Here is a 19,319-nt window from a genome sequence, read left to right as displayed (position 1 = left end):
CCGTACCGTGGACCGGAGTTGCAACGGTGCGCAGAGCAGCCGTCCGTAGGTCGCACCGAGGGCATCGTACCTGCGGGGGCACGGCCCGCCCCAGGGTGCCGCACGGGCCGTTCGACGAGGTGGGAGCAGATCGGGCGCCACCCGCTCGGTGACCGAGGGTGAGCGAATCGCGCCTCACGGCGCCCGGGAAAACATGGTGAGGGCAGAACGAAGCCCCCGATCACGGGGGAACAACCGGGGGCTTCGCGTCTGGGGGCGGTCTCGATTGACCGCACATTGAGAACGTAAGTCCTGTACGGCCCCCCGGTCAAGCCGAGTTGAGGCACTCCGGGAACTTGTCCGGCAGGCTTCTTCACAACTTCAGCACATTGCCGATGGCCCGTCACCCTGCGTGAAGGGGCGGTGCGCCCCGGCTGTCCCGGCAGGCCCACTGAGCACCTCGTACCCCTTGCTGCTCTGACGAACCAGAAGGTCGGCGAACGGCCGGGAAGGGTCGTCGGCGAAGTGCTCGCGCTCCGCCCGGACCCAGCCCGCCCAGAACTCCCGCTGCTCCTGCCCGTCCCGTGCGCGCCCCCGGGACCAGGACTCCTCGCGCGGCAGTTCCATCCACAGCAGCCGGGCCAGGTGGGGGCGCAGCGCACGGCGGCCCGCGCCGACCCCTTCGAGGACGATCACCGGTGCGGGCGGCACGGTGCGGGCCGGTCCGAAGCAGCGGGCGCGCCAGTCGTAGGGGGCGTAGTGGGCGTCCTCGCCCCGCGCGAGCGGTTCGATCACCTGGGCCAGCAGGCGCCCGGTCCACTCGAACAGCTCGTCATGGGTGGCGATGTCGTCGAGGTGCAGCACCGGCGCGTCGCCCAGTTCCCGGGCCAACTGCCCGGCGAACGTGGACTTTCCGGAGCCGGCGTGCCCGTCGACGCCGATCAGGCGGACCGGGCCGCAGGACGGGGCGAGGCGGCGGAGCCGGGCGGCGAGCTCGTGAATCGTTTTTCCCGGGGTGAGGTGGAGGCGGGCATATTTCGTTGGAACATTCTAGTAGCGGGTCGAAGCGGGCGGGGGAGGGGTGCCGACGGGGAAGAGAAAAGGTGTCGCTTTGAACTAGCGGGCCGCTGTCCGCATTGCCGCCGAAAAACTCCGGCCGCCACGGTGAAATCTACGTTCCGGTTGAGGCCCACGCTGAGTAAGGTGCCTGGTGCACAACTGTGAGCTGCCGCAACGGGGATGGGCTGGGACAGATGGCCGCGGGGTTATTCGAAGGGCAGTATGTGTGGCATCCGGCGGCCGACGACCGCGTGCTCGCGAGTGTATGCGTCGATGTACGGGCCGGCCGATATCTGAGCGCCCGTGACGCGCTCGCCGAAACCCGGGGCGACTTCGCTCTGCGCGCCCACCGCTCCTTGGTGCTCGCCTCGGAGGCCGCCGACTCCGACCTCGTCGAGCGCTGGCTGGCCGAGGAACCCGGTCCCGAGGCGGCCCTGCTGTGGGCGCGGGTGGCCGTGCTGCGGGCGCTGCGCGCGGCCGACGCACGCGACCCGCGCACCGAGGCGCTGGAGCGGATAGCGCTGGCCGCCTGCGAGCGCGCCGCCGGCACGGACCCCGCCGATCCGACGCCCTGGGTGGCCAAGCTGGCCATGGCCCGGCTGCACCGGCTGCGCGACCGCGCGCCGCGCGGGCTGCTCACTGCGCCGCCCGGACCCTGGCGGCTGTTCGCGCACGTCCTCTCCCTCGATCCCTGGCACCGCGAGGCCCATCACCGCTTCCTGGCCTGCTTCTTCCCCCGGCACGGCGGCTCCGTGACCGCCGCCTGGGACGTCGCCGCCTTCCTCGGCCAGCGCGCGCCCGCCGCCTCGCCGCTGCGCCTGCTGCCGCTGGTCGCCCTGGTGGAGTGCTACGACCCCACCGGGCTGCTCGCCGACCGGGTCTGGGAGCAGCCGCAGTGGACCTCGACCGCACTGTCGATCCACCACAACTGGCTGCCCACGGTGGCCGAATACCGCTTCACGCCGGTCCTCGACCTGGCCTATCTCGCACACGGCCTGGTGATGTCACGGCGCGAGGAGGAGGCATGCGGCGCCTTCGCGGCGATGGGGCCGTACGCCTCCCGCATGCCCTGGTGCGTCTTCGGCGACCCGGCCGAGCAGCTGTCCCGGGCGCGTCGCGCCTGCGGGCTGCCCGTGCCGGCCGTCTGACGCGCCGCAACCCCCCACCCAAGAGAAAGGTCCGACCCGTGTCAGAACGGATATCGGCCCCGCCCGCCGGAGCGCGCGGGGAAACGGATCCGATCGTGCTCGACGACGACGCGACCCTGCATGCGATGGGTTATCCGAGAAAACTCACGCGGCGTTTTCAGGCGTTCGACAACTTCGCCATCTCGTTCACCATCATCAACATCATCTCAGGAATCTTCTCGGGTTTCGGGTTCGGTCTGAATGCGGGCGGCCCCAGCATTCTCGTCTTCGGCTGGATCGGTGTTTCCATCATGGTGCTCTTCGTGGGAGCAGCGATGGCGGAAGTCGCTTCGGCCTATCCGACCAGTGGTGCACTGTATTTCTCCGCCGGTAAACTCGCGAAACGGCACAAGGGCGCCTGGTCCTGGTACACGGGCTGGCTGAACTTCGTGGGCCAGGTCGGCGGCACGGCCGCCACCGGGTACGCCGCCGCCACCTTCCTCCAGGCGTTCCTGGCCCTCCAGTGGCCCTCGTACGAACCGAGCCCGCACCGGACCGTGCTGCTCACGGCACTGATCATCGTGCTCCAGGGGCTCGCCAACACCTACACCGTGCACCTGGTCGCGATACTGAACCGGATCTCCGTGTGGTGGCTGCTGATCGGACTCGTGATCATCGTCAGCACTTTGATCGTCGTGCCCGATCACCATCAGTCGGCATCCTTTGCCGCGCATTTCGTGAACAACACCGGTTTCACGAGCGCCCTTTACGGAGGCATGCTCGGTCTGCTGGTCACCAGCTGGACCTTCACCGGCTTCGACGGCAGCTTCCACATGTCGGAGGAAACGGTTCGGGCGACGGTCAACGCGCCCAGAGGGATCACCCGCGCGATCGCCTGGTCGGCGATCGCCGGACTGGTCCTGATGCTCGCATTGGTCTACAGCATTCGTGACTACGACCGGGTGGCGGGCGCCGACGCCCCGCCCGTGCAGATCCTCATCGACGGACTGGGCCACGGCACCGCGAAGGCGCTGCTGCTGATCGTGATCGGCGCCATGCTCTTCTGCGGCCTCGCCAATCTCACCAGCAACACCCGGCAGATCTTCGCCTTCTCCCGGGACGGCGCGATGCCCGGCTCCCACTGGTGGCACTCGGTCTCGCCGCGCACGCGCACGCCCGTCAAGGCGGTGTGGCTGGCGGTCGCGTGCTCGCTCGCGCTGGTGCTGCCCGGCTGGTGGTCGCAGACGGCGTTCACGGCCATCGTCAGCGTGAACGTCGTCGGGCTCTTCCTCGCCTATGCCGTCCCGATCCTGCTCAGGCTGCGACTTGGTGACGAGTTCCAGCCAGGGCCCTGGCATCTGGGCCGCTGGGGCCGGCCCGTCGGGGTCGTCGCGGTGACATGGATCCTGCTCAGCAGCGTCCTGTTCATGCTGCCCCATGCCTCACCGATCACCGCCGACTCCTTCAACTACGCGCCGATCGCGCTGGCCGTCGTCCTGGCCGTGGCGACGGCGTGGTGGTTCACCAGCGCCCGCCGCCGCTTCCACGGACCGATCAGCTACGGCCGGCCCGACGAGGTGGCGGCCATGGACGTCGTCTGACGCCCGGTGCCTGACTCCCTGTCACGGGCCCCGGCGTACGCCGTCGCGGTGGCGTACGCCGGGGTCGTGCGGGGAGCGTGCTCGCGGCGCCGTACGCCCGCGCGGTGCGGTACGCCGGAGCCGGAGCCGCTCATCTCGCCCTGCGCACAGAGCGGTTGGGGAAGCGGGCCGGCCCGGGCCCGCCAGTGGTCGATACCAATAATCGTTGGCGCGCCCAGGGTCCAAGTGCTGGCAGAGCGTGCCCCCTGCGTCCATAGTTGGCGGACAGCCGTGCACCGGCCCCGCCCGACTCGGACACCTGGGGGTCTTCCGCCCATGAGCAGAGCCGAACAGCCCTCCCGCAGAACCGTCCTCGCCGCCGCGGTCGCCGCAGCCGTCGCCGGCGGCGCGGGCCCCGCCACAGCCGCCGACGCCGGCGCCGGCACCGTGGACCCGGCCCTGGCTCCGGCCCGCACCGTCGACAACCGCGCCTGGACGACGTACGCCGACTGGCGCCGCGGTTCCTTCGACGGCACCCGGGCCGTCCCGGGCGAGCGCCCCGGGCTCGTGCTCGCCCGGCCCGCCGGCACCATCGACTACACCGACCCGCACACCGGCCGCACCGCCCGCTGGGAGTACGCGACCTGGACGTCCCCCGTCCACCGGCTCCGCGTCCCCGCGACCGAGGCGATCGCGTCCTGGAACGCGCACACCCCCGACGGCACCTGGATCCAGATCGAGCTGAAGGGCAGATACTCCGACGGCACCTCCACCCCCTGGTACGTGATGGGCCGCTGGGCCGCCGGCGACCAGGACATCAGGCGCACCTCGGTCGACGACCAGAGCGACGGCAAGAGCAGCATCTGGACCGACACCTTCGCCATCGACGACCCGGCCACCGGCCTGCGCCTGGCCACGTACCGGCTGCGGCTCACCCTCCACCGCAGGCCCGGCACCCGGATCACCCCCAAGGTCTGGCGCGTCGGCGCGATGGGCTCCGACGTCCCCGACCGCTTCACCGTGCCCGCCTCCGCCCCCGGCCTCGCCCAGGAGCTGATCGTCCCGCGGTACTCGCAGGAGACCCACATCGGCCAGTACCCGGAGTACGACAACGGCGGCGAGGCCTGGTGCAGCCCCACCTCCTCGCAGATGATCGTCGAGTACTGGGGCGGCCGGCTCACTCCGGAGCAGCTGTCCTGGGTCGACCCGGCGTTCGCCGACCCGCAGGTCTGTCACGCGGCCCGGTTCACCTATGACTACCAGTACGCGGGCTGCGGCAACTGGCCGTTCAACGCCGCCTACGCGGCCACCTTCGAGGACCTCCAGGGCGTGGTCACCCGGCTCGGTTCGCTCACCGATCTGGAGCGCCTGATCGCCGCCGGCGTCCCGGCCATAACGTCCCAGTCCTTCCTGAAGGAGGAGCTGACCGGGGCGGGGTACGGCACCGCCGGGCATCTGATGACCGTCATCGGCTTCACCGCCGAGGGCGACGTGATCGCCAACGACCCGAACTCGCCGACCAACGAAGCGGTGCGGCGCGTGTACAACCGGCGCGAGTGGGAGAACATCTGGCTCCGCACCAAGCGCTACAACGCCAGTGGCAACGTCGTCTCCGGCACCGGCGGCGTCTGCTACCTCTACTTCCCCGCCTCTCCGACGCTCCGCCAGCGCCGCGCGCTCGCCGCGGTGGGGGTGCGCTGAGCCACCCGCGAGGTCGCACGGAAGGCCCCGGAAACGGGGCCTTTGTGCTGTGAGCAACGTCTCTGCCGCAAAAGCCGAGCCCGGTGGCAAGGTGGGCATATGACCACGCACTCAGCCACAGCCGCCCGCGTCCGCACCGGCGGCCCCGGGGGAGACGGCCCCAGGATCGTCGAGCACATCATGGGGTGGACCCTTGTCGTGGTCGTCGCGATGCTCATCGCCCAGCTCGGACTGCTGTGACCTGACGCACACGACACCCCTTGGTCGGACATATACCGACCCCGGGCGGATTGCTTTCATCAAAGTCGATCAGACTCGAACGGGCAGGTCGTGCAGGTCTGCCATACTGCCGATGTCCCGCCGCCCGATGGAATCCAGGGTCGAAATTGAATATTAGTCAACAGCGTGACGCGGCCCGACCCCGGGCGCGCGGCACCGAGCGTTCGGTGGCGCGCCGCGCCGAACTGATCACCATCGGGCGCAAGTTGTTCGCCGACACGTCGTACGACGCGCTCTCCATGGACGACATCGCCCGCCAAGCCCATGTCGCCAAGGGACTCATCTACTACTACTTCCAGTCCAAGCGCGGCTACTACCTGGCGATCATCCAGGACTCCGTCGCCGACCTGGTCACCTATGCGGCGAGCGGGGTCGAACTGGAGCCGGTGGACCGCGTCCATCGCACCATCGACAGCTATCTGCGCTACGCCGAGCACAACCAGGCCGCCTACCGCACCATCGTCAGCGGCGGCGTCGGCTTCGACACCGAGGTGCACGCCATCCGGGACGGCGTCCGCGAGGCGATCGTGGCGACCATCGCCGAGGGGGCGTACGGCCGCACGGACATCGCCCCGCTCGCCCGGATGGGCCTGCTCGCCTGGGTGTGCAGCGTGGAGGGCGCCACCCTCGACTGGATCGACCGCCCGGAACTGCCCCGCGAGACCATGCGCGAGCTGCTGGTGCGGATGCTGGGCGGCGCCATGCGCGCCATCGAGGAGCTCGACCCCGCCTACCGGGCCCCCGAGTCCGCCCGGCGGAGCGGCTGACTCGCTGAGCGGCCCGCGTCCGGGCACGCACAAGGGGCGGAGGTCTCGTGGTCCTCCGCCCCTTGTCCCCCGTGGGTCCGGTTACTTGATCGCCTTGATCAGCTCACCGCCGGTCGTGTCCCCGCTCAGCTCCCAGAAGAAGGTGCCGCCCAGGCCCTGCTGGTTCTTGTACGTCATCTTGGTGGCGATGGTCGCGGGGGTGTCGTAACTCCACCACTCGTTCCCGCACTTGGCGTACGCGGTGCCGCCCACCGTGCCGTTCGCCGGGCAGCGGCTCTTGAGCACCTTGTAGTCCTCGATGCCGTTCTCCCAGGTCCCCTTCGCCGGCCCGGTCGCCGTGCCGCCGGGCGCCGACTGGGTGACGCCGGTCCAGCCGCGGCCGTAGAAGCCGATGCCGAGCAGCAGCTTCGAGGGCGGGATGCCGAGGCCCTTGAGCTTGGCGATGGTCGCCGAGGTGTGGAAGCCCGCCTTCGGGATGCCGTTGTAGGAGTTCAACGGCGAGTGCGGGGCCGTCGGGCCGGTCGCGTCCCAGGCGCCGAAGAAGTCGTAGGTCATCGGGTTGTACCAGTCGACGTACTGTGCGGCGCCCGCGTAGTTCGCCGCGTCGATCTTGCCGCCGCTGCTCGCGTCGGCCGTGATCGCCGCCGTGACCAGGTTGCGGGAGCCGAACTTGGCGCGCACCGCCGACATCAGGTTCTTGAAGGACTCCCGCCCGCTGGTGTCACAGGTGGCGCCGCAGGCGTTCGGGTACTCCCAGTCGATGTCGATGCCGTCGAAGACATCGGCCCACTTGGAGTTCTCGACCAGGTCGTAGCAGGACTGGGCGAAGGCGGCCGGGTTGCGCGACGCCTCGCCGAAGCCGCTCGACCAGTTCCAGCCGCCGAAGGACCACAGGACCTTCAGACCCGGGTGCTTCTTCTTCAGCTCGCGCAGCTGGTTGAAGGTACCGCGCAGCGGCTGGTCCCAGGTGTCGGCGACGCCGTCCACGGACTCGGCCGCGGTGTACGTCCGCTCGGTCGCCGCGTAGGAGTCGCCGATCGCGCACCTGCCGCCGGTGACGTTGCCGAAGGCGTAGTTGATGTGGGTGAGCCTGGTGGCCGAGCCCGAGGTCTCGATGTTCTTGACGAGGTACTTGCGGTCGTAGGTGCCCCATTCGGTGAAGTAGCCGACGACCTTGGAGCCGGCGGCGAGCCTGGGTGCGGAGGCGTCGGATCCGGTGGCGGCGGTGTCCGCGGTGGCGGTGCCCGCGACGGTGAGCAGTCCGGCGCCGAGGACGGCCGCACAGGCGGCGGACACGAGCGCCCGGAACCGGGCGCGGGGGCGGGGGCGGTGCGAAGTGTGCATCGGGGTGTCTCCTCCGTGGGGGAGAGGGGAACGTGCGCCGATTGGCATGAACGCGCTGATGGAATCGCTCCGCCAAGGTAGGAGGACTAGACCAGTACGTCAATGGTTCGGACCAATTTCGATGACCGCGTGTGTCGCTCGATACTTCTTGAAGTAAGCGGTCGTTAACTGGTGACGGGGTGCCTCCGATCGGGCATACTCACAGCGCAGCCGCTGGTCAGCAGCTTCCGAAACCCGGGAACGCGAGCATCGGCCCGGCACCAGTGAGACCCGGCGGGCCGCCCCACCCAAGGCGGCAGACCGCCGATGTGCCCGACAGGGAGGATCGTCGCCATGCCCGACCGCGCCCCGCAGCCGGTGGACCGTCAACTGCCCACGGACGAGGCCCGGGATCTGATCTCGCTCGTCCGCGACATCGCGCAGCGCGAGATCGCCCCGAAGGCGGCCGAGGAGGAGGACGCCGGACGCTTCCCGCGCGAGGTCTTCACCCTGCTGTCCGAATCAGGACTGCTCGGCCTGCCGTACGACTCCGAGTACGGCGGCGGCGACCAGCCCTACGAGGTCTATCTCCAGGTCCTGGAAGAGCTCGCCGCGGTCCGCCTCACCGTCGGCCTCGGCGTCAGCGTGCACACCCTCGCCTCCTACGCCCTCGCCACCTACGGCACCAAGCAGCAGCAGGTCGAGCACCTGCCCGCGATGCTCGGCGGCGGGCTGCTCGGCGCGTACTGCCTCTCCGAGCCGTCGTCCGGGTCCGACGCCGCGTCCCTGCGGACCAAGGCGGTCCGGGACGGGGACGGCTGGGTGCTCACGGGCACCAAGGCCTGGATCACGCACGGCGGTATCGCCGACTTCTACACCGTCATGGCCCGCACGGGTGAGGAAGGCCCGCGTGGCATCACCGCGTTCCTGGTCCCCGGGGACGCGCAGGGGCTCGGATCGGCGGCGCCCGAGAAGAAGATGGGCATGAAGGGATCGCCCACGGCACAGGTCCACTTCGACGGCGTCCGGGTCTCCGACGAGCGGCGCCTCGGCGAGGAGGGCCAGGGCTTCGCGATCGCCCTGTCCGCGCTCGACTCCGGCCGGCTCGGCATCGCGGCCTGCGCGATCGGCGTGGCGCAGGCGGCGCTCGACGAGGCGGTGGCGTACGCGACCGAGCGCCGGCAGTTCGGCAAGCCCATCGCCGACTTCCAGGGGCTGCGCTTCATGCTCGCCGACATGGCGACCCAGATCGAGGCGGGCCGCGCGCTGTACCTTGCCGCGGCGCGGCTGCGCGACGCCGGCCGTCCCTTCGCCAAGCAGGCGGCGATGGCCAAGCTGCACTGCACCGACACCGCGATGAAAGTCACCACCGACGCCGTCCAGATCCTCGGCGGTTACGGCTACACCGCGGACTTCCCGGCCGAGCGGTACATGCGCGAGGCCAAGGTGCTCCAGATCGTCGAGGGCACGAACCAGATTCAGCGGATGGTCATCGCCCGTCACCTAGCAGGTCCCGAGGGACGCTGAACTGACCCCGCTTGACCTGCGGCGCCGCGAGCCGGATCCACTCCGGGTCGTGGTGCCCGGGCAGGGTGCGACCGCGGTCGGCCCAGGTGCGCATCAACTCGCGGTAGATCGGCGGGTCCGGCTGCTGCGGAGGGGCCGGCGGAAGCGTGCCCGCGGGCCGCGGCACGAAGATGCGGCGCTGGGGTCCGGTCGTCGAATAGGTGGAGGGCATACCGGGGCAACGCGGAGGTGGGGGGACAAGTCACCGTCCGCCGGAATCGGGCGTGAGTTCGCGGGAGGTACGGCTCCCGCTCTGGCCACCTCGCACTGCCTGACGTACCGTCAGCCCAGCCGCCTCCAGGGAGGTTTGCCGTGGCCGACGACGATCGCCCCGTGCCGCTCGACGAGTACCCGGTGCACCAGGTTCCCCTGTCCATGAAGTACGTCGCCACCAGCGACCGCAACGCCTACGACCGCTGCATCTTCCACGTCCTCGACCACGAGGGACACGCCCTGCTGATCGCCGGCCTGGGCGTCTACCCCAATCTCGGGGTCATCGACGCCTACGCCACCCTGCGCGTGGGGGACACGCTGCACGCGGTGCGGGCCTCGGACGCCCTCGGCGAGGACCGCATGCGCCTGGCCGTCGGACCGCTGCGGATCGAGGTGTCCGAACCCCTGCGCCGACTGCGCCTGATCTGCGAAGACGCCGCGTTGTCCTACGACATCACCTGGACCGCCGAGTACCCCGCCCTGTGGGAACCCCACCATCTCCAGCGCCGCGGCGACCGGCTCACCCTCGAGGGGCGCCGCTTCGTCCAGGCGGGCGGGGTGGCGGGCGTCGTGCGCGCGGGCGCGGCCGAGTTCGCCGTCACACCGGCCGGGTGGACCGGTACCCGCGACCGCAGCTGGGGTGTGCGACCCGTCCCCGGGGAGGAGGGCGGCCGGTTCGCCGAGGAGCACCCGACCGAGGGCTTCCACTGGATCTGGTGCCCCGTGCGCTTCGAGGACCGGTTCCTGATGGTGATCGTCCAGGAGGACGCCGACGGACACCGCTCGCTGAGCGACGCCACCCTCGTCCGCCCCGGCCACCGCGATCGCCAACTCGGCTGGCCCCAGGCCGAGATCACCTACCGTCCCGGTACCCGCCACCCCGAACGCGCCCTCGTCCACCTGGGCGACATACGCAAGCCGCAGGAGTTGGAGGTGGAGGTCCTCACCTCGTCCCCGCTCGCCGTCGGCGCCGGCTATCCGCCCGCCGGCGACTGGCAGCACGGCACCTGGCGAGGGCGCGGCTGGACCGACAGCGCCGTCTTCGACCTCTCCGACGCAGCCGCCCACCCGCTCGCCGCGTACGGCGTCACCGACCACGCCGCGCGCTTCCGGCTGGAAGGCCGGGTCGGCCACGGCATCTTCGAGCACGGCTCGTTCGGGCGGCACGACCCGAGCGGGTTCGCGGACTTCACATCGGTCGCACCGTAGGGGGTTTGCGTCATGGCAGCCACAGCACCCCGGCCCCGCACCAGCACCCGCGACCCGGAGGAGGTCAGCCGCCGGCTCACCGCCTGGCTCGCCACCCGGCTGCCCGGCGCGAAGGCGGTCGACCTTACCGTCCCCGAGTCGAACGGCATGTCCAGCGAGACCCTGCTGTTCGCCATCGAGCACCCCGAACCGTCGTTCCGCGACTGCGCGTTGCGGCTGGCGGCGGATCCGGCCGCGTACACGGTGTTCCCCGACTACGACATGCCTCGGCAGTACCGCACCATGCGGCTGGTCGCCGAGCGCTCCGGCATCCCCGTGCCGAAGGTGCTGTGGCTGGAGGAGGACCCCGGCCCGCTGGGCGCGCCCTTCTTCGTCATGGAGCGCGTCCAGGGGCGCGTGCCACCGGACGTCATGCCGTACACCTATGAGGGCAACTGGCTGCACGCGGCGAGCGACGAGGAGCGCGCCCGGCTGGAGGCGGCGACGATCGGGCTGCTGGCCGCGCTGCACGACCAAGTACCGGCGAAAGAGGCCGAGTTCCTCGCTCTCCCTGGCGAGGGGGACGAGCTGCGGCGGCACGTCATGGCGCAACGGGCGTACTACTCATGGGTGGTTGACGGACGCGCCCGCTCACCCCTCATCGAGGAGGCGTTCGACCGGCTGGAGGATCTCTGGCCCCGCGATCCAGGCCCGCCCGTGCTGAACTGGGGCGACGCCCGCATCGGGAACGTCGTCTACGACGGGTTCGAACCCGCGGCCGTCCTCGACTGGGAGATGGCGGCACTCGCCCCGCGCGAGGTCGACCTCGGCTGGACGGTCTATCTGCACCGCTTCTTCCAGGACCTCACGGTCGCCTTCGGACAGCGCGGGCTGCCGCACTTCCTGCGCCGCGACCGGGTCGAGGCACGCTACGCCCAACTCACCGGTCACATCCCGCGCGACATGGACTTCTACACGCTCTACGCCGCCCTGCGGCACGCCGTGGTCATGCTCCGAGTCGCCTACCGCCAGGTCCACTTCGGCGAAGTGGCCGTCCCGGCGGACCCGGACACACTGATCCTGCACCACGGCAGCCTGCGAGCCATGGTGCAGGGCAGCTACTGGGATTGAGCGACGCCGACGGCCTCGGGTGCGGGACGCCGGGCGAGCCGGCGTACGCCGCCGGGTGCGCTCAGGCGGCCTCGCGCCGCATCACCGGGACTCGCAATGGGCGCGAGCCCGGGCCGCCGACGTGCGAGAAGGGCTGCGTCCGCCAGTCGAGCCCCTGAGGGAGCGTCAACAGAAGGGCGGTGTCCTGCTCCTGGGGCTCCAGGGACTCGTCCGCGCACGCAGCCTCGGTGGCCCGGCGGCCCGTGCCGGCACAGACGGTGAGGCCGAACGGGTTCCACGGTGAGGCGCACAGCGCGTGCTCCGGCAGGACCTCCTCGTCCGCGAGCAGCGCGATGGGCTGCGCGCAGTCCGGGCAGATCACCCGGTACATCTCGTAGGTGTCGTAGGTGTCGAGCTCGTCGTCGTAGGCGTCGGGTTCGACGCCCTCCGGCTCGGGCTCGGCGACCGGCTGGAGGCGCTTGGGTGCGGTACGACCAGGGCGCTTAAGACTCTGCATTTGGTTCTCCCCCTCGGGCTGGGCCGTGAAGGCGCTGCGGCCTCGACCACAGCAAGCACTTCCCGTCCGGTCTCGGCGGTAATCACGAGAACATCACGGAGCCTGTTCGAGACCTGTGGCGTTCGTCACATGCCGCCCGCAGGTGCCCCGGGCGGCCGGTTTGTCCCCCGGCCGGCTCAACTCCTCCCGGCGGTCACATCACAAACCGGCCATGACCTGGGCTGCTCAGGTATCCCAGGAGATCAGCGGCACTGTAGGTTCTTGCGCCATGGAGGAGCTGGATCGACAGATCGTGCAGCTGCTCGTCAAGGACGGGCGGATGAGCTACACCGACCTGGGCAAGGCCACGGGCCTGTCCACCTCGGCCGTGCACCAGCGGGTGCGGCGGCTGGAGCAGCGTGGCGTCATCCGCGGCTATGCCGCGGTGGTGGACCCCGAGGCGGTGGGGCTGCCGATGACCGCGTTCATCTCGGTGAAGCCGTTCGACCCCAGTGCCCCCGACGACATCGCGGACCGGCTGGCCGGGGTGCCCGAGATCGAGGCCTGCCACAGTGTCGCGGGCGACGAGAACTACATCCTCAAGGTACGGGTGGCCACGCCGCACGAGCTGGAGGAGCTGCTCGCCCGGCTCCGTTCGCTGGCGGGGGTGTCCACGCGGACGACGGTGGTGTTGTCGACGCCTTACGAGGCTCGGCCGCCGCGGGTCTGAACACCGCCGGGGGCCGCCGCAGCGCTGACTTTGTGCCCGCCGGCCGCGCGTCCCTCGCGGCCGGTCGTGCCCACGCCGCGGAATCCGCCCCTTGCGAGGGCGTCGCAGGGCGTCGCAGGCCACCCCTGGCCGGAGCACGTCAGGGGGAGGCGCGAGACTGTCCCCATGAGTGAGCGCAGCCCGCAGCCGAAGACCGTCCTTCTCCGCCGAGGAGAAGTGCACAGCCCCGCCGACCCCTTCGCCACCGCGATGGTCGTGGAGCGGGGACAGGTCGCCTGGGTCGGCTCGGAAGGGGCCGCGGACGCCTTCGCGGACGGCGTCGACGAGGTGGTCGACCTCGACGGCGCCCTCGTCACCCCGGCGTTCACCGACGCTCATGTGCACACCACCGCCACCGGGCTCGCCCTGACCGGCCTCGACCTGTCCGGCGTGCCCTCCCTGGAGGCGGCCCTCGCGCTCGTGCGTGCCTTCGCCGCCGCCCGCCCGCACGACCGCGTCCTGCTCGGCCACGGCTGGGACGCCTCGCGCTGGCCCGGCGGTCGCCCGCCGACGCGCGCCGAGCTCGACGAGGCCACCGGCGCACGCCCGCTCTACCTTTCCCGCATCGACGTCCACTCGGCGGTCGTCACCACCGCCCTGCTGGACCTGACGCCCGGCGTCGACGCGACCGACGGCCCGCTCGTCGCCGACGCCCATCATGCCGTACGCGCCACCGCGCTGGCCGCGATCACACCCGCGCAGCGAGCGGAGGCCCAGCGCGCCGCCCTGGCCCGGGCCGCCTCCCTCGGCATCGGCACCGTCCACGAGTGCGCCGGGCCGGACATCTCCTCCGAGGACGACTTCACCGGACTGCTGCGGCTGGCCGCGCTGGAACCCGGCCCGCGCGTCGTCGGTTACTGGGCCGAGCAGGACGTGCGCAAGGCGCGCGAGCTGGGCGCGATCGGCGCGGCCGGCGACCTCTTCGTCGACGGTGCCCTCGGCTCGCACACCGCCTGTCTGCACCAGCCGTACGCCGACGCCGGCCACACCGGTGCCGCCTACCTGGACACGGCCGCCGTCGCCGCCCACGTCGTCGCCTGCACCGAGGCCGGCCTCCAGGCGGGCTTCCACGCGATCGGCGACGCCGCCGTGACCGCCGTGGTGGACGGCGTGCGGGCCGCCGCCGAGAAGGTCGGCCTCGCCCGGGTGCGGGCCGCCCGGCACCGTGTCGAGCACGCCGAGATGCTCACGCCGGACACCGTCGCGGCCTTCGCCGAGCTGGGCCTGACCGCCTCCGTGCAGCCCGCCTTCGACGCGCTGTGGGGCGGCGAGGACGGCATGTACGCCCAGCGCCTCGGCGCCGAACGCGCCCGCACCCTGAACCCCTTCGCGGCCCTGCTGCGCGCCGGCGTTCCGCTCGCCTTCGGATCCGACAGCCCGGTCACGCCGCTCGACCCGTGGGGCACGGTCCGCGCGGCGGCCTTCCATCACACGCCCGAGCACCAGGTCTCCGTGCGCGCCGCGTTCACGGCGCACACGCGGGGCGGCTGGCGGGCGATCGGCCGCGACGACGCGGGCGTCCTGGTGCCCGGCGCACCCGCCGACTACGCCGTGTGGCGCACCGAGGAACTGGTGGTCCAGGCCCCCGACGACCGGGTCGCGCGCTGGTCCACCGACCCCCGCTCCGGCACCCCCGGCCTGCCCGACCTGACCCCGGGCCGCGAACTCCCGGTCTGTCTGCGCACGGTGGTGGGCGGACGAACGGTCTTCGTACGGCCGGGCGAGTGATCTCCCGGGGTGGCGCGAACCCGATAGCTGCGCGCCGCCCCGTCGCGCGACCTGCGCATCCTCTGCCCTGACCAGGGATTTGAAGGAAAACCCCCAGGTCAGACGACTGTTGACAGGCGGAGGTCCGAGGCCGGTAGGTTCGGCCGCGTCCACCACCGGACGCCCGACCGGGCAACCGCGGAACTTCCGGGAACCCGTCGCAACGCCGCTGGGTCAGGGACGGTGTGCCGCACGGGGCACCGCCACTGGGAGCCAGGCTCAGCGCCCGCGCGGCGACGACGGAACGTTCCGGCCGGTCGGGGAGGTGTGACCCGGGTGGGGCCCGGGCGCTCAGTAGACAACGGCTTTCGGTCGACCCGCAGCCAGCGGGCCCCAGGTCGGCCCGAAGGGCGCCGGGCCCCCATCCGCCGCAGTCGCGAAACCGGCGCAGTCGCCGAACCGCCGCAGTCGCGAAACCGGCGTACCGGACCTCAGAAACCCAGCCTTTCCCTGCTCTTGCGGATTCGACACCACCGTACGAACGTGCTGTCACGTCAGTGCAGGCCGCGCCCACTATGGTGGATGTCTGCGTACGGACATGAAGGGGCAGCAGTGAACGACGGCGACGGGACCCTCACGGCACAGGACCGGGGGAGGCAGTTCGGGCCGCTCGGCACGGCGCTGGTGATCATCCCGACCTACAACGAGGCGGAGAACATCAAGGGCATCGTCGGCCGGGTCCGCAAGGCGGTCCCCGACGCGCATGTGCTCGTGGCCGACGACAACAGCCCCGACGGCACCGGCAAGCTCGCCGACGAACTCGCCGCCGAGCACGACCACGTCCAGGTCCTGCACCGCAAGGGCAAGGAGGGCCTGGGCGCCGCCTACCTCGCGGGCTTCCGCTGGGGCATGGACAACGGCTACGGCGTCCTGATCGAGATGGACGCCGACGGCTCCCACCAGCCCGAGGAACTGCCCCGCCTGCTGACCGCCCTCAAGGGCGCCGACCTGGTCCTCGGCTCCCGCTGGGTCCCCGGCGGCCGGGTCGTCAACTGGCCCAAGTCCCGCGAGTTCATCTCCCGCGGCGGCAGCCTCTACTCCCGGCTCGCGCTGGACCTGCCCCTGCGCGACATCACCGGCGGCTACCGCGCCTTCCGCCGCGAGACCCTCGAGGGCCTCGGCCTCGACGACGTCGCCTCCCAGGGCTACTGCTTCCAGGTCGACCTCGCCCGCCGCGCGGTCAAGGCCGGCTTCCATGTCGTCGAGGTGCCGATCACCTTCGTCGAGCGGGAGCTCGGTGACTCGAAGATGAGCCGCGACATCCTGGTCGAGGCGCTGTGGCGGGTCACGTCCTGGGGAGCGCGGGAGCGGGTGGGCAAGCTGCTGAGCCGCCCGAAGCCGTCGTCGCCCGCACCGCGGCAGCGCCCGAAGGCATAGGTCCGGGACCGTCGGCCGGCCGTCGGCCGCGTCCCGCTTATCCCACTCTGAGCCGAGCCCAGGCACACTGGACGCATGACGACTGGCGCACCGACTCCCACCTATCCCGCCCGGCCCCGGCGCTCCCGGCTGCGCACCTTCCTGCCGCTGGGCATCGCCGCGTGGCTGGTGCTGGAGATCTGGCTGCTGACCGTGGTCGCGGACGTGGCGGGCGGGCTCGCGGTGTTCCTGCTGCTGCTCGCCGGGCTGGTGCTCGGCTCGGTGGTGATCAAGCGGGCCGGCCGTCGCGCCTTCGAGGCCCTGAACGAAGCGCTCCAGCGGGGCGGCACACCGGAGCGCGGCGGTGGGAACGGCCTGCAGATGCTGGGCGGCGTGCTGATCATGCTGCCGGGTCTGGTCTCGGACGTGGTGGGCCTGGTCCTGCTGATCCCGCCGGTGCAGAAGCTGGTCAGCCGCCGGGCGGAGCGCACGTTCGAGCGGAAGCTGCGCGAGGCGTCGTCGGGTTCCTTCGGCGAGGCATTCCAGCAGGCCCGTATCCATCGCCCTGACGGCAAGGTCGTCCAGGGCGAGGTCATCAGGGACGAGCCGGGGGACGCCGCCCGGCAGGAGCCGCGGCCCCCGCTGACCGGCTGAGCCGTTCGGCCGAGGCGGGGCCGGACCCGGCCCGCCGGCCCGCTGGCCTGCCCGCCACGCGGAGGCGCGAGCCCCCTGGCCGCATCCGCGAATCCGCGCGCATCCGCGAAGCCGGGCATACCCACGAAACAACCGCGCACCTGCGAAGCGCGCACACCCACGAAGCCGCGCACACCCCACGAAGCAACCGCGCACCCGCGAGTCAACCGCGCGCATCGCGGACCGAGCCCATCACCCACCGCGCGCACACGAAACCGCGGGTGCCGTACGTCACTTTCACGTACGGCACCCGCGGTTTCACGCGTTGCTGGTAATCCGGGCCAGGCCCCGCAGGGACTACGCGGACTTGCGGCTGTCCCGGGGATGAACCGCGATGTTCATCGCCCCGGAGCGCAGAACGGCCAGTCGCTCCTCGAGGACCTCTTCGAGTTCCTCGCGGGTACGCCGCTCCATCAACATGTCCCAATGCGTACGCGCGGGCTTGGCCTTCTTCTCCTCAGGGCCGTCGCCGTCCACGAGGAGTGCCTGGGCCCCGCAGACCTTGCACTCCCACTCCGGCGGGATCTCCGCCTCGACCGAGAAGGGCATCTCGAACCGGTGCCCCTTCTCGCATGCGTACTCCACGGCCTGGCGCGGGGCCAGGTCGATGCCGCGGTCCGTCTCGTAGCTGGTCACCACGAGGCGCGTGCCGCGAAGAGCTCGCTCACTCATGAATCGTGCCTCCCGGGCTTGTCGCCCACAGGACAGGTGTCGCTGTCGTCGTCATCCGGTCAACGTCCGGTCGGCGGTAAAGATTCCCGTTCCGCGTCACGTTCCGGGTCGTGCGTCGCCGTCGTAGCCGCAGCCTTGCTGACCAATGTCGTACCCACCGGCGCCCGGTTTGTCACATCTGCTAGCAGATGTCACACAGCGTTTCGGCATCTTTGACGCGCAGTAACGGTACGCCTGGCAGGCCAAACGCGTACACTACCGCCCTTTCACTGGGAACGCTAAATCCTTGTCGGGACCTGATTGCCCGCGTCGCTGATCGCACGTCGCACCGGAACCCTCGCGAGCAGGGCGAACCCGATGACGAAGAAGGCCACCAGGGAGATGATCGCGTCCCGATAACTTCCGGTCAGCTGGTAGGTGAGCCCGAACAGCAGCGGACCGAGCCAGCTCATCCCGCGGTCGCTCATCTCGTAGGCGGAGAAGTATTCGGCCTCCTTGCCCGGCGGGACGAGATGGGAGAACAAGGACCGGGACAGGGCCTGGCTGCCGCCGAGGACCAGCCCGATGCCGGCCGCCAGCACGAAGAACCACACCGGCGCCCCAGCCGGCAGGAAGTACCCGGCGGCCAGGGTCACCGTCCAGGCGACCAGCGAGCCGAGGATCGTCCGCTTCGCTCCGTAGATCCGCGCCAGACGCCCCATCGTGAGCGCCCCCACCACCGCCAGCACCTGAACCAGCAGGACGGCGCCGATGAGCGTGGACTGTCCGAGGCCGAGTTCCTTCGAGCCGTAGACCGACGCCTGGGAGATCACCGTCTGGATGCCGTCGTTGTAGACGAGATAGGCGAGGAGGAACGCGAGCGTCAGCGGGTGGCGGCGCATGTCGCGGATGGTCGCGGCGAGCTGCCGGAAGCCGGCGGCCGTCGGACCCGCGGACGCCTTCCCGCTCGCGCCGCCCGGCGAGGCCGGCTCGCCGCCGCGGCGGCGGTCGCGCAGCCGGCGCAGCGGGATGACAGCGAAGACGCCCCACCACAGGCCGGCCGAGGCCAGACAGATCCGGACGGCCGTGCCCTCGGAGACCCCGAAGGAGTCGTGCGCCAGGTACAGGACCAGATTCATGACCAGCATCAGGGAGCCCGACGCGTAGCCGAAGGCCCAGCCCCTGGAGGAGACCGCGTCGCGCTCCTCGGGCGGGGCGATCTGCGGCAGATAGGAGTTGTAGAGCATCATCGCGACCGACTGCGCCGCGTTCGCGACGATCAGCAGGAGGCCACCGAGCAGATAGCGGTCGCCGTCGAGGAAGAACATGGCCATGGTCGCCGCGGCCCCCGTGTAGGCGGCCGTCGCGAGGAGGGGCTTCTTGCGGCCGGTGCGGTCGGCGGCTGCGCCGACCAGGGGCATCACAAGGACGGCCACGATGACCGACAGGGACACCGAGTACGCGAAGAACGAGCCCGCGCGCACCGGAATGCCCAGGGGATGGACGAAGCCGTCCGCGTCCGCCGCCGCCTCGGCGACCGACGTCAGATACGGGCCCAGGAACACGGTGAGCACGCTCGTCGAGTAGACGGAGCACGCCCAGTCGTAGAAGTACCAGCCGCGCTGCTCGCGCCGTCGCCCTGCGGCGTCGTCGGCCGCGTCCGTCCGCACGGTATCGGTACCCACCCGTGCCCTC

The 19,319-nt window shown here is 71.1% G+C and carries 18 protein-coding genes; 12 read left to right on the top strand and 6 right to left on the bottom strand.

Annotated elements, in window-relative coordinates:
* Positions 1-360 precede the first annotated feature (360 nt).
* Complete coding sequence (locus ACHBTE_RS06810; RefSeq protein ID WP_394722873.1) at positions 361-981, bottom strand: uridine kinase; 621 nt, start codon at positions 979-981, stop codon at positions 361-363.
* 251 nt (positions 982-1,232) lie between these two features.
* On the opposite strand from ACHBTE_RS06810, the gene ACHBTE_RS06805 reads away from it, so the two are divergent.
* The 5 genes from ACHBTE_RS06805 to ACHBTE_RS06785 all read left to right on the top strand — a co-directional run bounded on the left by ACHBTE_RS06805 (position 1,233) and on the right by ACHBTE_RS06785 (position 6,492).
* Positions 1,233-2,186, top strand: coding sequence for a hypothetical protein (locus ACHBTE_RS06805; protein ID WP_394722542.1), 954 nt, complete (start codon positions 1,233-1,235; stop codon positions 2,184-2,186).
* Positions 2,187-2,224: 38 nt separating this feature from the next.
* The gene (locus tag ACHBTE_RS06800) at positions 2,225-3,766 is read left to right on the top strand and encodes an amino acid permease (protein WP_394722541.1); all 1,542 of its coding nucleotides are present in this window, start codon (positions 2,225-2,227) and stop codon (positions 3,764-3,766) included.
* A 315-nt stretch (positions 3,767-4,081) separates the two neighbouring features.
* Entirely contained in the window at positions 4,082-5,446 is a 1,365-nt protein-coding gene (locus tag ACHBTE_RS06795) for a peptidase C39 family protein (RefSeq protein ID WP_394722540.1), read from the top strand.
* Between the two features lie 99 nt (positions 5,447-5,545).
* Positions 5,546-5,686 carry an SCO1431 family membrane protein gene (locus tag ACHBTE_RS06790; RefSeq protein WP_394722539.1) on the top strand — a complete coding sequence of 47 codons (141 nt, stop codon included), beginning with the start codon at positions 5,546-5,548 and terminating at the stop codon, positions 5,684-5,686.
* Between the two features lie 146 nt (positions 5,687-5,832).
* Positions 5,833-6,492, top strand: a complete 660-nt coding sequence (locus ACHBTE_RS06785; protein ID WP_394722538.1) for a TetR/AcrR family transcriptional regulator — start codon at positions 5,833-5,835, stop codon at positions 6,490-6,492.
* A gap of 81 nt (positions 6,493-6,573) precedes the next feature.
* On the opposite strand, the gene ACHBTE_RS06780 is transcribed toward ACHBTE_RS06785, so the two are convergent.
* Positions 6,574-7,836 carry a glycoside hydrolase family 18 protein gene (locus tag ACHBTE_RS06780; RefSeq protein WP_394722537.1) on the bottom strand — a complete coding sequence of 421 codons (1,263 nt, stop codon included), beginning with the start codon at positions 7,834-7,836 and terminating at the stop codon, positions 6,574-6,576.
* A 333-nt stretch (positions 7,837-8,169) separates the two neighbouring features.
* Between ACHBTE_RS06780 and ACHBTE_RS06775 the strand changes: the two genes are divergently transcribed.
* Positions 8,170-9,342 carry an acyl-CoA dehydrogenase family protein gene (locus ACHBTE_RS06775; RefSeq protein WP_394722536.1) on the top strand — a complete coding sequence of 391 codons (1,173 nt, stop codon included), beginning with the start codon at positions 8,170-8,172 and terminating at the stop codon, positions 9,340-9,342.
* On the opposite strand, the gene ACHBTE_RS06770 is transcribed toward ACHBTE_RS06775, so the two are convergent.
* Positions 9,305-9,553, bottom strand: coding sequence for a hypothetical protein (locus ACHBTE_RS06770; RefSeq protein ID WP_394722535.1), 249 nt, complete (start codon positions 9,551-9,553; stop codon positions 9,305-9,307). The genes ACHBTE_RS06775 and ACHBTE_RS06770 overlap by 38 nt on opposite strands.
* Before the next feature lie 203 nt (positions 9,554-9,756).
* Between ACHBTE_RS06770 and ACHBTE_RS06765 the strand changes: the two genes are divergently transcribed.
* Both ACHBTE_RS06765 and ACHBTE_RS06760 read left to right on the top strand, forming a co-directional pair.
* Positions 9,757-10,803 (top strand): hypothetical protein, encoded by a 1,047-nt coding sequence (locus tag ACHBTE_RS06765; RefSeq protein ID WP_394722872.1) that lies wholly within the window; start codon positions 9,757-9,759, stop codon positions 10,801-10,803.
* 12 nt (positions 10,804-10,815) lie between these two features.
* Complete coding sequence (locus tag ACHBTE_RS06760; RefSeq protein ID WP_394722534.1) at positions 10,816-11,913, top strand: phosphotransferase family protein; 1,098 nt, start codon at positions 10,816-10,818, stop codon at positions 11,911-11,913.
* A gap of 61 nt (positions 11,914-11,974) precedes the next feature.
* Here the strand turns inward: ACHBTE_RS06760 and ACHBTE_RS06755 are convergent, their stop codons facing one another.
* Positions 11,975-12,409: a hypothetical protein gene (locus ACHBTE_RS06755; protein WP_394722533.1), complete on the bottom strand. Its 435-nt coding sequence runs from the start codon at positions 12,407-12,409 to the stop codon at positions 11,975-11,977.
* 268 nt (positions 12,410-12,677) lie between these two features.
* On the opposite strand from ACHBTE_RS06755, the gene ACHBTE_RS06750 reads away from it, so the two are divergent.
* The 4 genes from ACHBTE_RS06750 (at position 12,678) to fxsA (ending at position 16,934) form a co-directional block, all read left to right on the top strand.
* The gene (locus ACHBTE_RS06750; RefSeq protein ID WP_016434164.1) at positions 12,678-13,118 is read left to right on the top strand and encodes an Lrp/AsnC family transcriptional regulator; all 441 of its coding nucleotides are present in this window, start codon (positions 12,678-12,680) and stop codon (positions 13,116-13,118) included.
* A gap of 165 nt (positions 13,119-13,283) precedes the next feature.
* Positions 13,284-14,885 (top strand): amidohydrolase, encoded by a 1,602-nt coding sequence (locus ACHBTE_RS06745; RefSeq protein ID WP_394722532.1) that lies wholly within the window; start codon positions 13,284-13,286, stop codon positions 14,883-14,885.
* 591 nt (positions 14,886-15,476) lie between these two features.
* The gene (locus tag ACHBTE_RS06740; RefSeq protein ID WP_394722530.1) at positions 15,477-16,301 is read left to right on the top strand and encodes a polyprenol monophosphomannose synthase; all 825 of its coding nucleotides are present in this window, start codon (positions 15,477-15,479) and stop codon (positions 16,299-16,301) included.
* Positions 16,302-16,376: 75 nt separating this feature from the next.
* Positions 16,377-16,934 (top strand): FxsA family membrane protein, encoded by a 558-nt coding sequence (gene fxsA, locus ACHBTE_RS06735; RefSeq protein WP_394722529.1) that lies wholly within the window; start codon positions 16,377-16,379, stop codon positions 16,932-16,934.
* A 336-nt stretch (positions 16,935-17,270) separates the two neighbouring features.
* On the opposite strand, the gene ACHBTE_RS06730 is transcribed toward fxsA, so the two are convergent.
* The gene (locus tag ACHBTE_RS06730; protein WP_003977404.1) at positions 17,271-17,645 is read right to left on the bottom strand and encodes an RNA polymerase-binding protein RbpA; all 375 of its coding nucleotides are present in this window, start codon (positions 17,643-17,645) and stop codon (positions 17,271-17,273) included.
* A gap of 278 nt (positions 17,646-17,923) precedes the next feature.
* Positions 17,924-19,309 (bottom strand): MFS transporter, encoded by a 1,386-nt coding sequence (locus ACHBTE_RS06725; RefSeq protein WP_394722527.1) that lies wholly within the window; start codon positions 19,307-19,309, stop codon positions 17,924-17,926.
* Between the last annotated feature and the right edge of the window lie 10 nt (positions 19,310-19,319).

The sequence above is a fragment of the Streptomyces sp. M41 genome (genome assembly GCF_043673425.1).
Classification (GTDB): domain Bacteria; phylum Actinomycetota; class Actinomycetes; order Streptomycetales; family Streptomycetaceae; genus Streptomyces.
The sequence above is the reverse complement of the archived record's forward strand: the minus strand, read 5'-3'. Positions and strand labels throughout refer to the sequence as shown.

Bases quoted from the DNA above. Each gene is read 5' to 3' on its own strand.
- ACHBTE_RS06805 (WP_394722542.1), top strand. From the start codon at position 1,233: ATGGCCGCGGGGTTATTCGAAGGGCAGTATGTGTGGCATCCGGCGGCC.
- ACHBTE_RS06795 (WP_394722540.1), top strand. From the start codon at position 4,082: ATGAGCAGAGCCGAACAGCCCTCCCGCAGAACCGTCCTCGCCGCCGCG.
- ACHBTE_RS06790 (WP_394722539.1), top strand. From the start codon at position 5,546: ATGACCACGCACTCAGCCACAGCCGCCCGCGTCCGCACCGGCGGCCCC.
- ACHBTE_RS06780 (WP_394722537.1), bottom strand. From the start codon at position 7,836: ATGCACACTTCGCACCGCCCCCGCCCCCGCGCCCGGTTCCGGGCGCTC.
- ACHBTE_RS06775 (WP_394722536.1), top strand. From the start codon at position 8,170: ATGCCCGACCGCGCCCCGCAGCCGGTGGACCGTCAACTGCCCACGGAC.
- ACHBTE_RS06770 (WP_394722535.1), bottom strand. From the start codon at position 9,553: ATGCCCTCCACCTATTCGACGACCGGACCCCAGCGCCGCATCTTCGTG.
- ACHBTE_RS06765 (WP_394722872.1), top strand. From the start codon at position 9,757: ATGAAGTACGTCGCCACCAGCGACCGCAACGCCTACGACCGCTGCATC.
- ACHBTE_RS06760 (WP_394722534.1), top strand. From the start codon at position 10,816: ATGGCAGCCACAGCACCCCGGCCCCGCACCAGCACCCGCGACCCGGAG.
- ACHBTE_RS06755 (WP_394722533.1), bottom strand. From the start codon at position 12,409: ATGCAGAGTCTTAAGCGCCCTGGTCGTACCGCACCCAAGCGCCTCCAG.
- ACHBTE_RS06750 (WP_016434164.1), top strand. From the start codon at position 12,678: ATGGAGGAGCTGGATCGACAGATCGTGCAGCTGCTCGTCAAGGACGGG.
- ACHBTE_RS06745 (WP_394722532.1), top strand. From the start codon at position 13,284: ATGAGTGAGCGCAGCCCGCAGCCGAAGACCGTCCTTCTCCGCCGAGGA.
- fxsA (WP_394722529.1), top strand. From the start codon at position 16,377: ATGACGACTGGCGCACCGACTCCCACCTATCCCGCCCGGCCCCGGCGC.
- ACHBTE_RS06730 (WP_003977404.1), bottom strand. From the start codon at position 17,645: ATGAGTGAGCGAGCTCTTCGCGGCACGCGCCTCGTGGTGACCAGCTAC.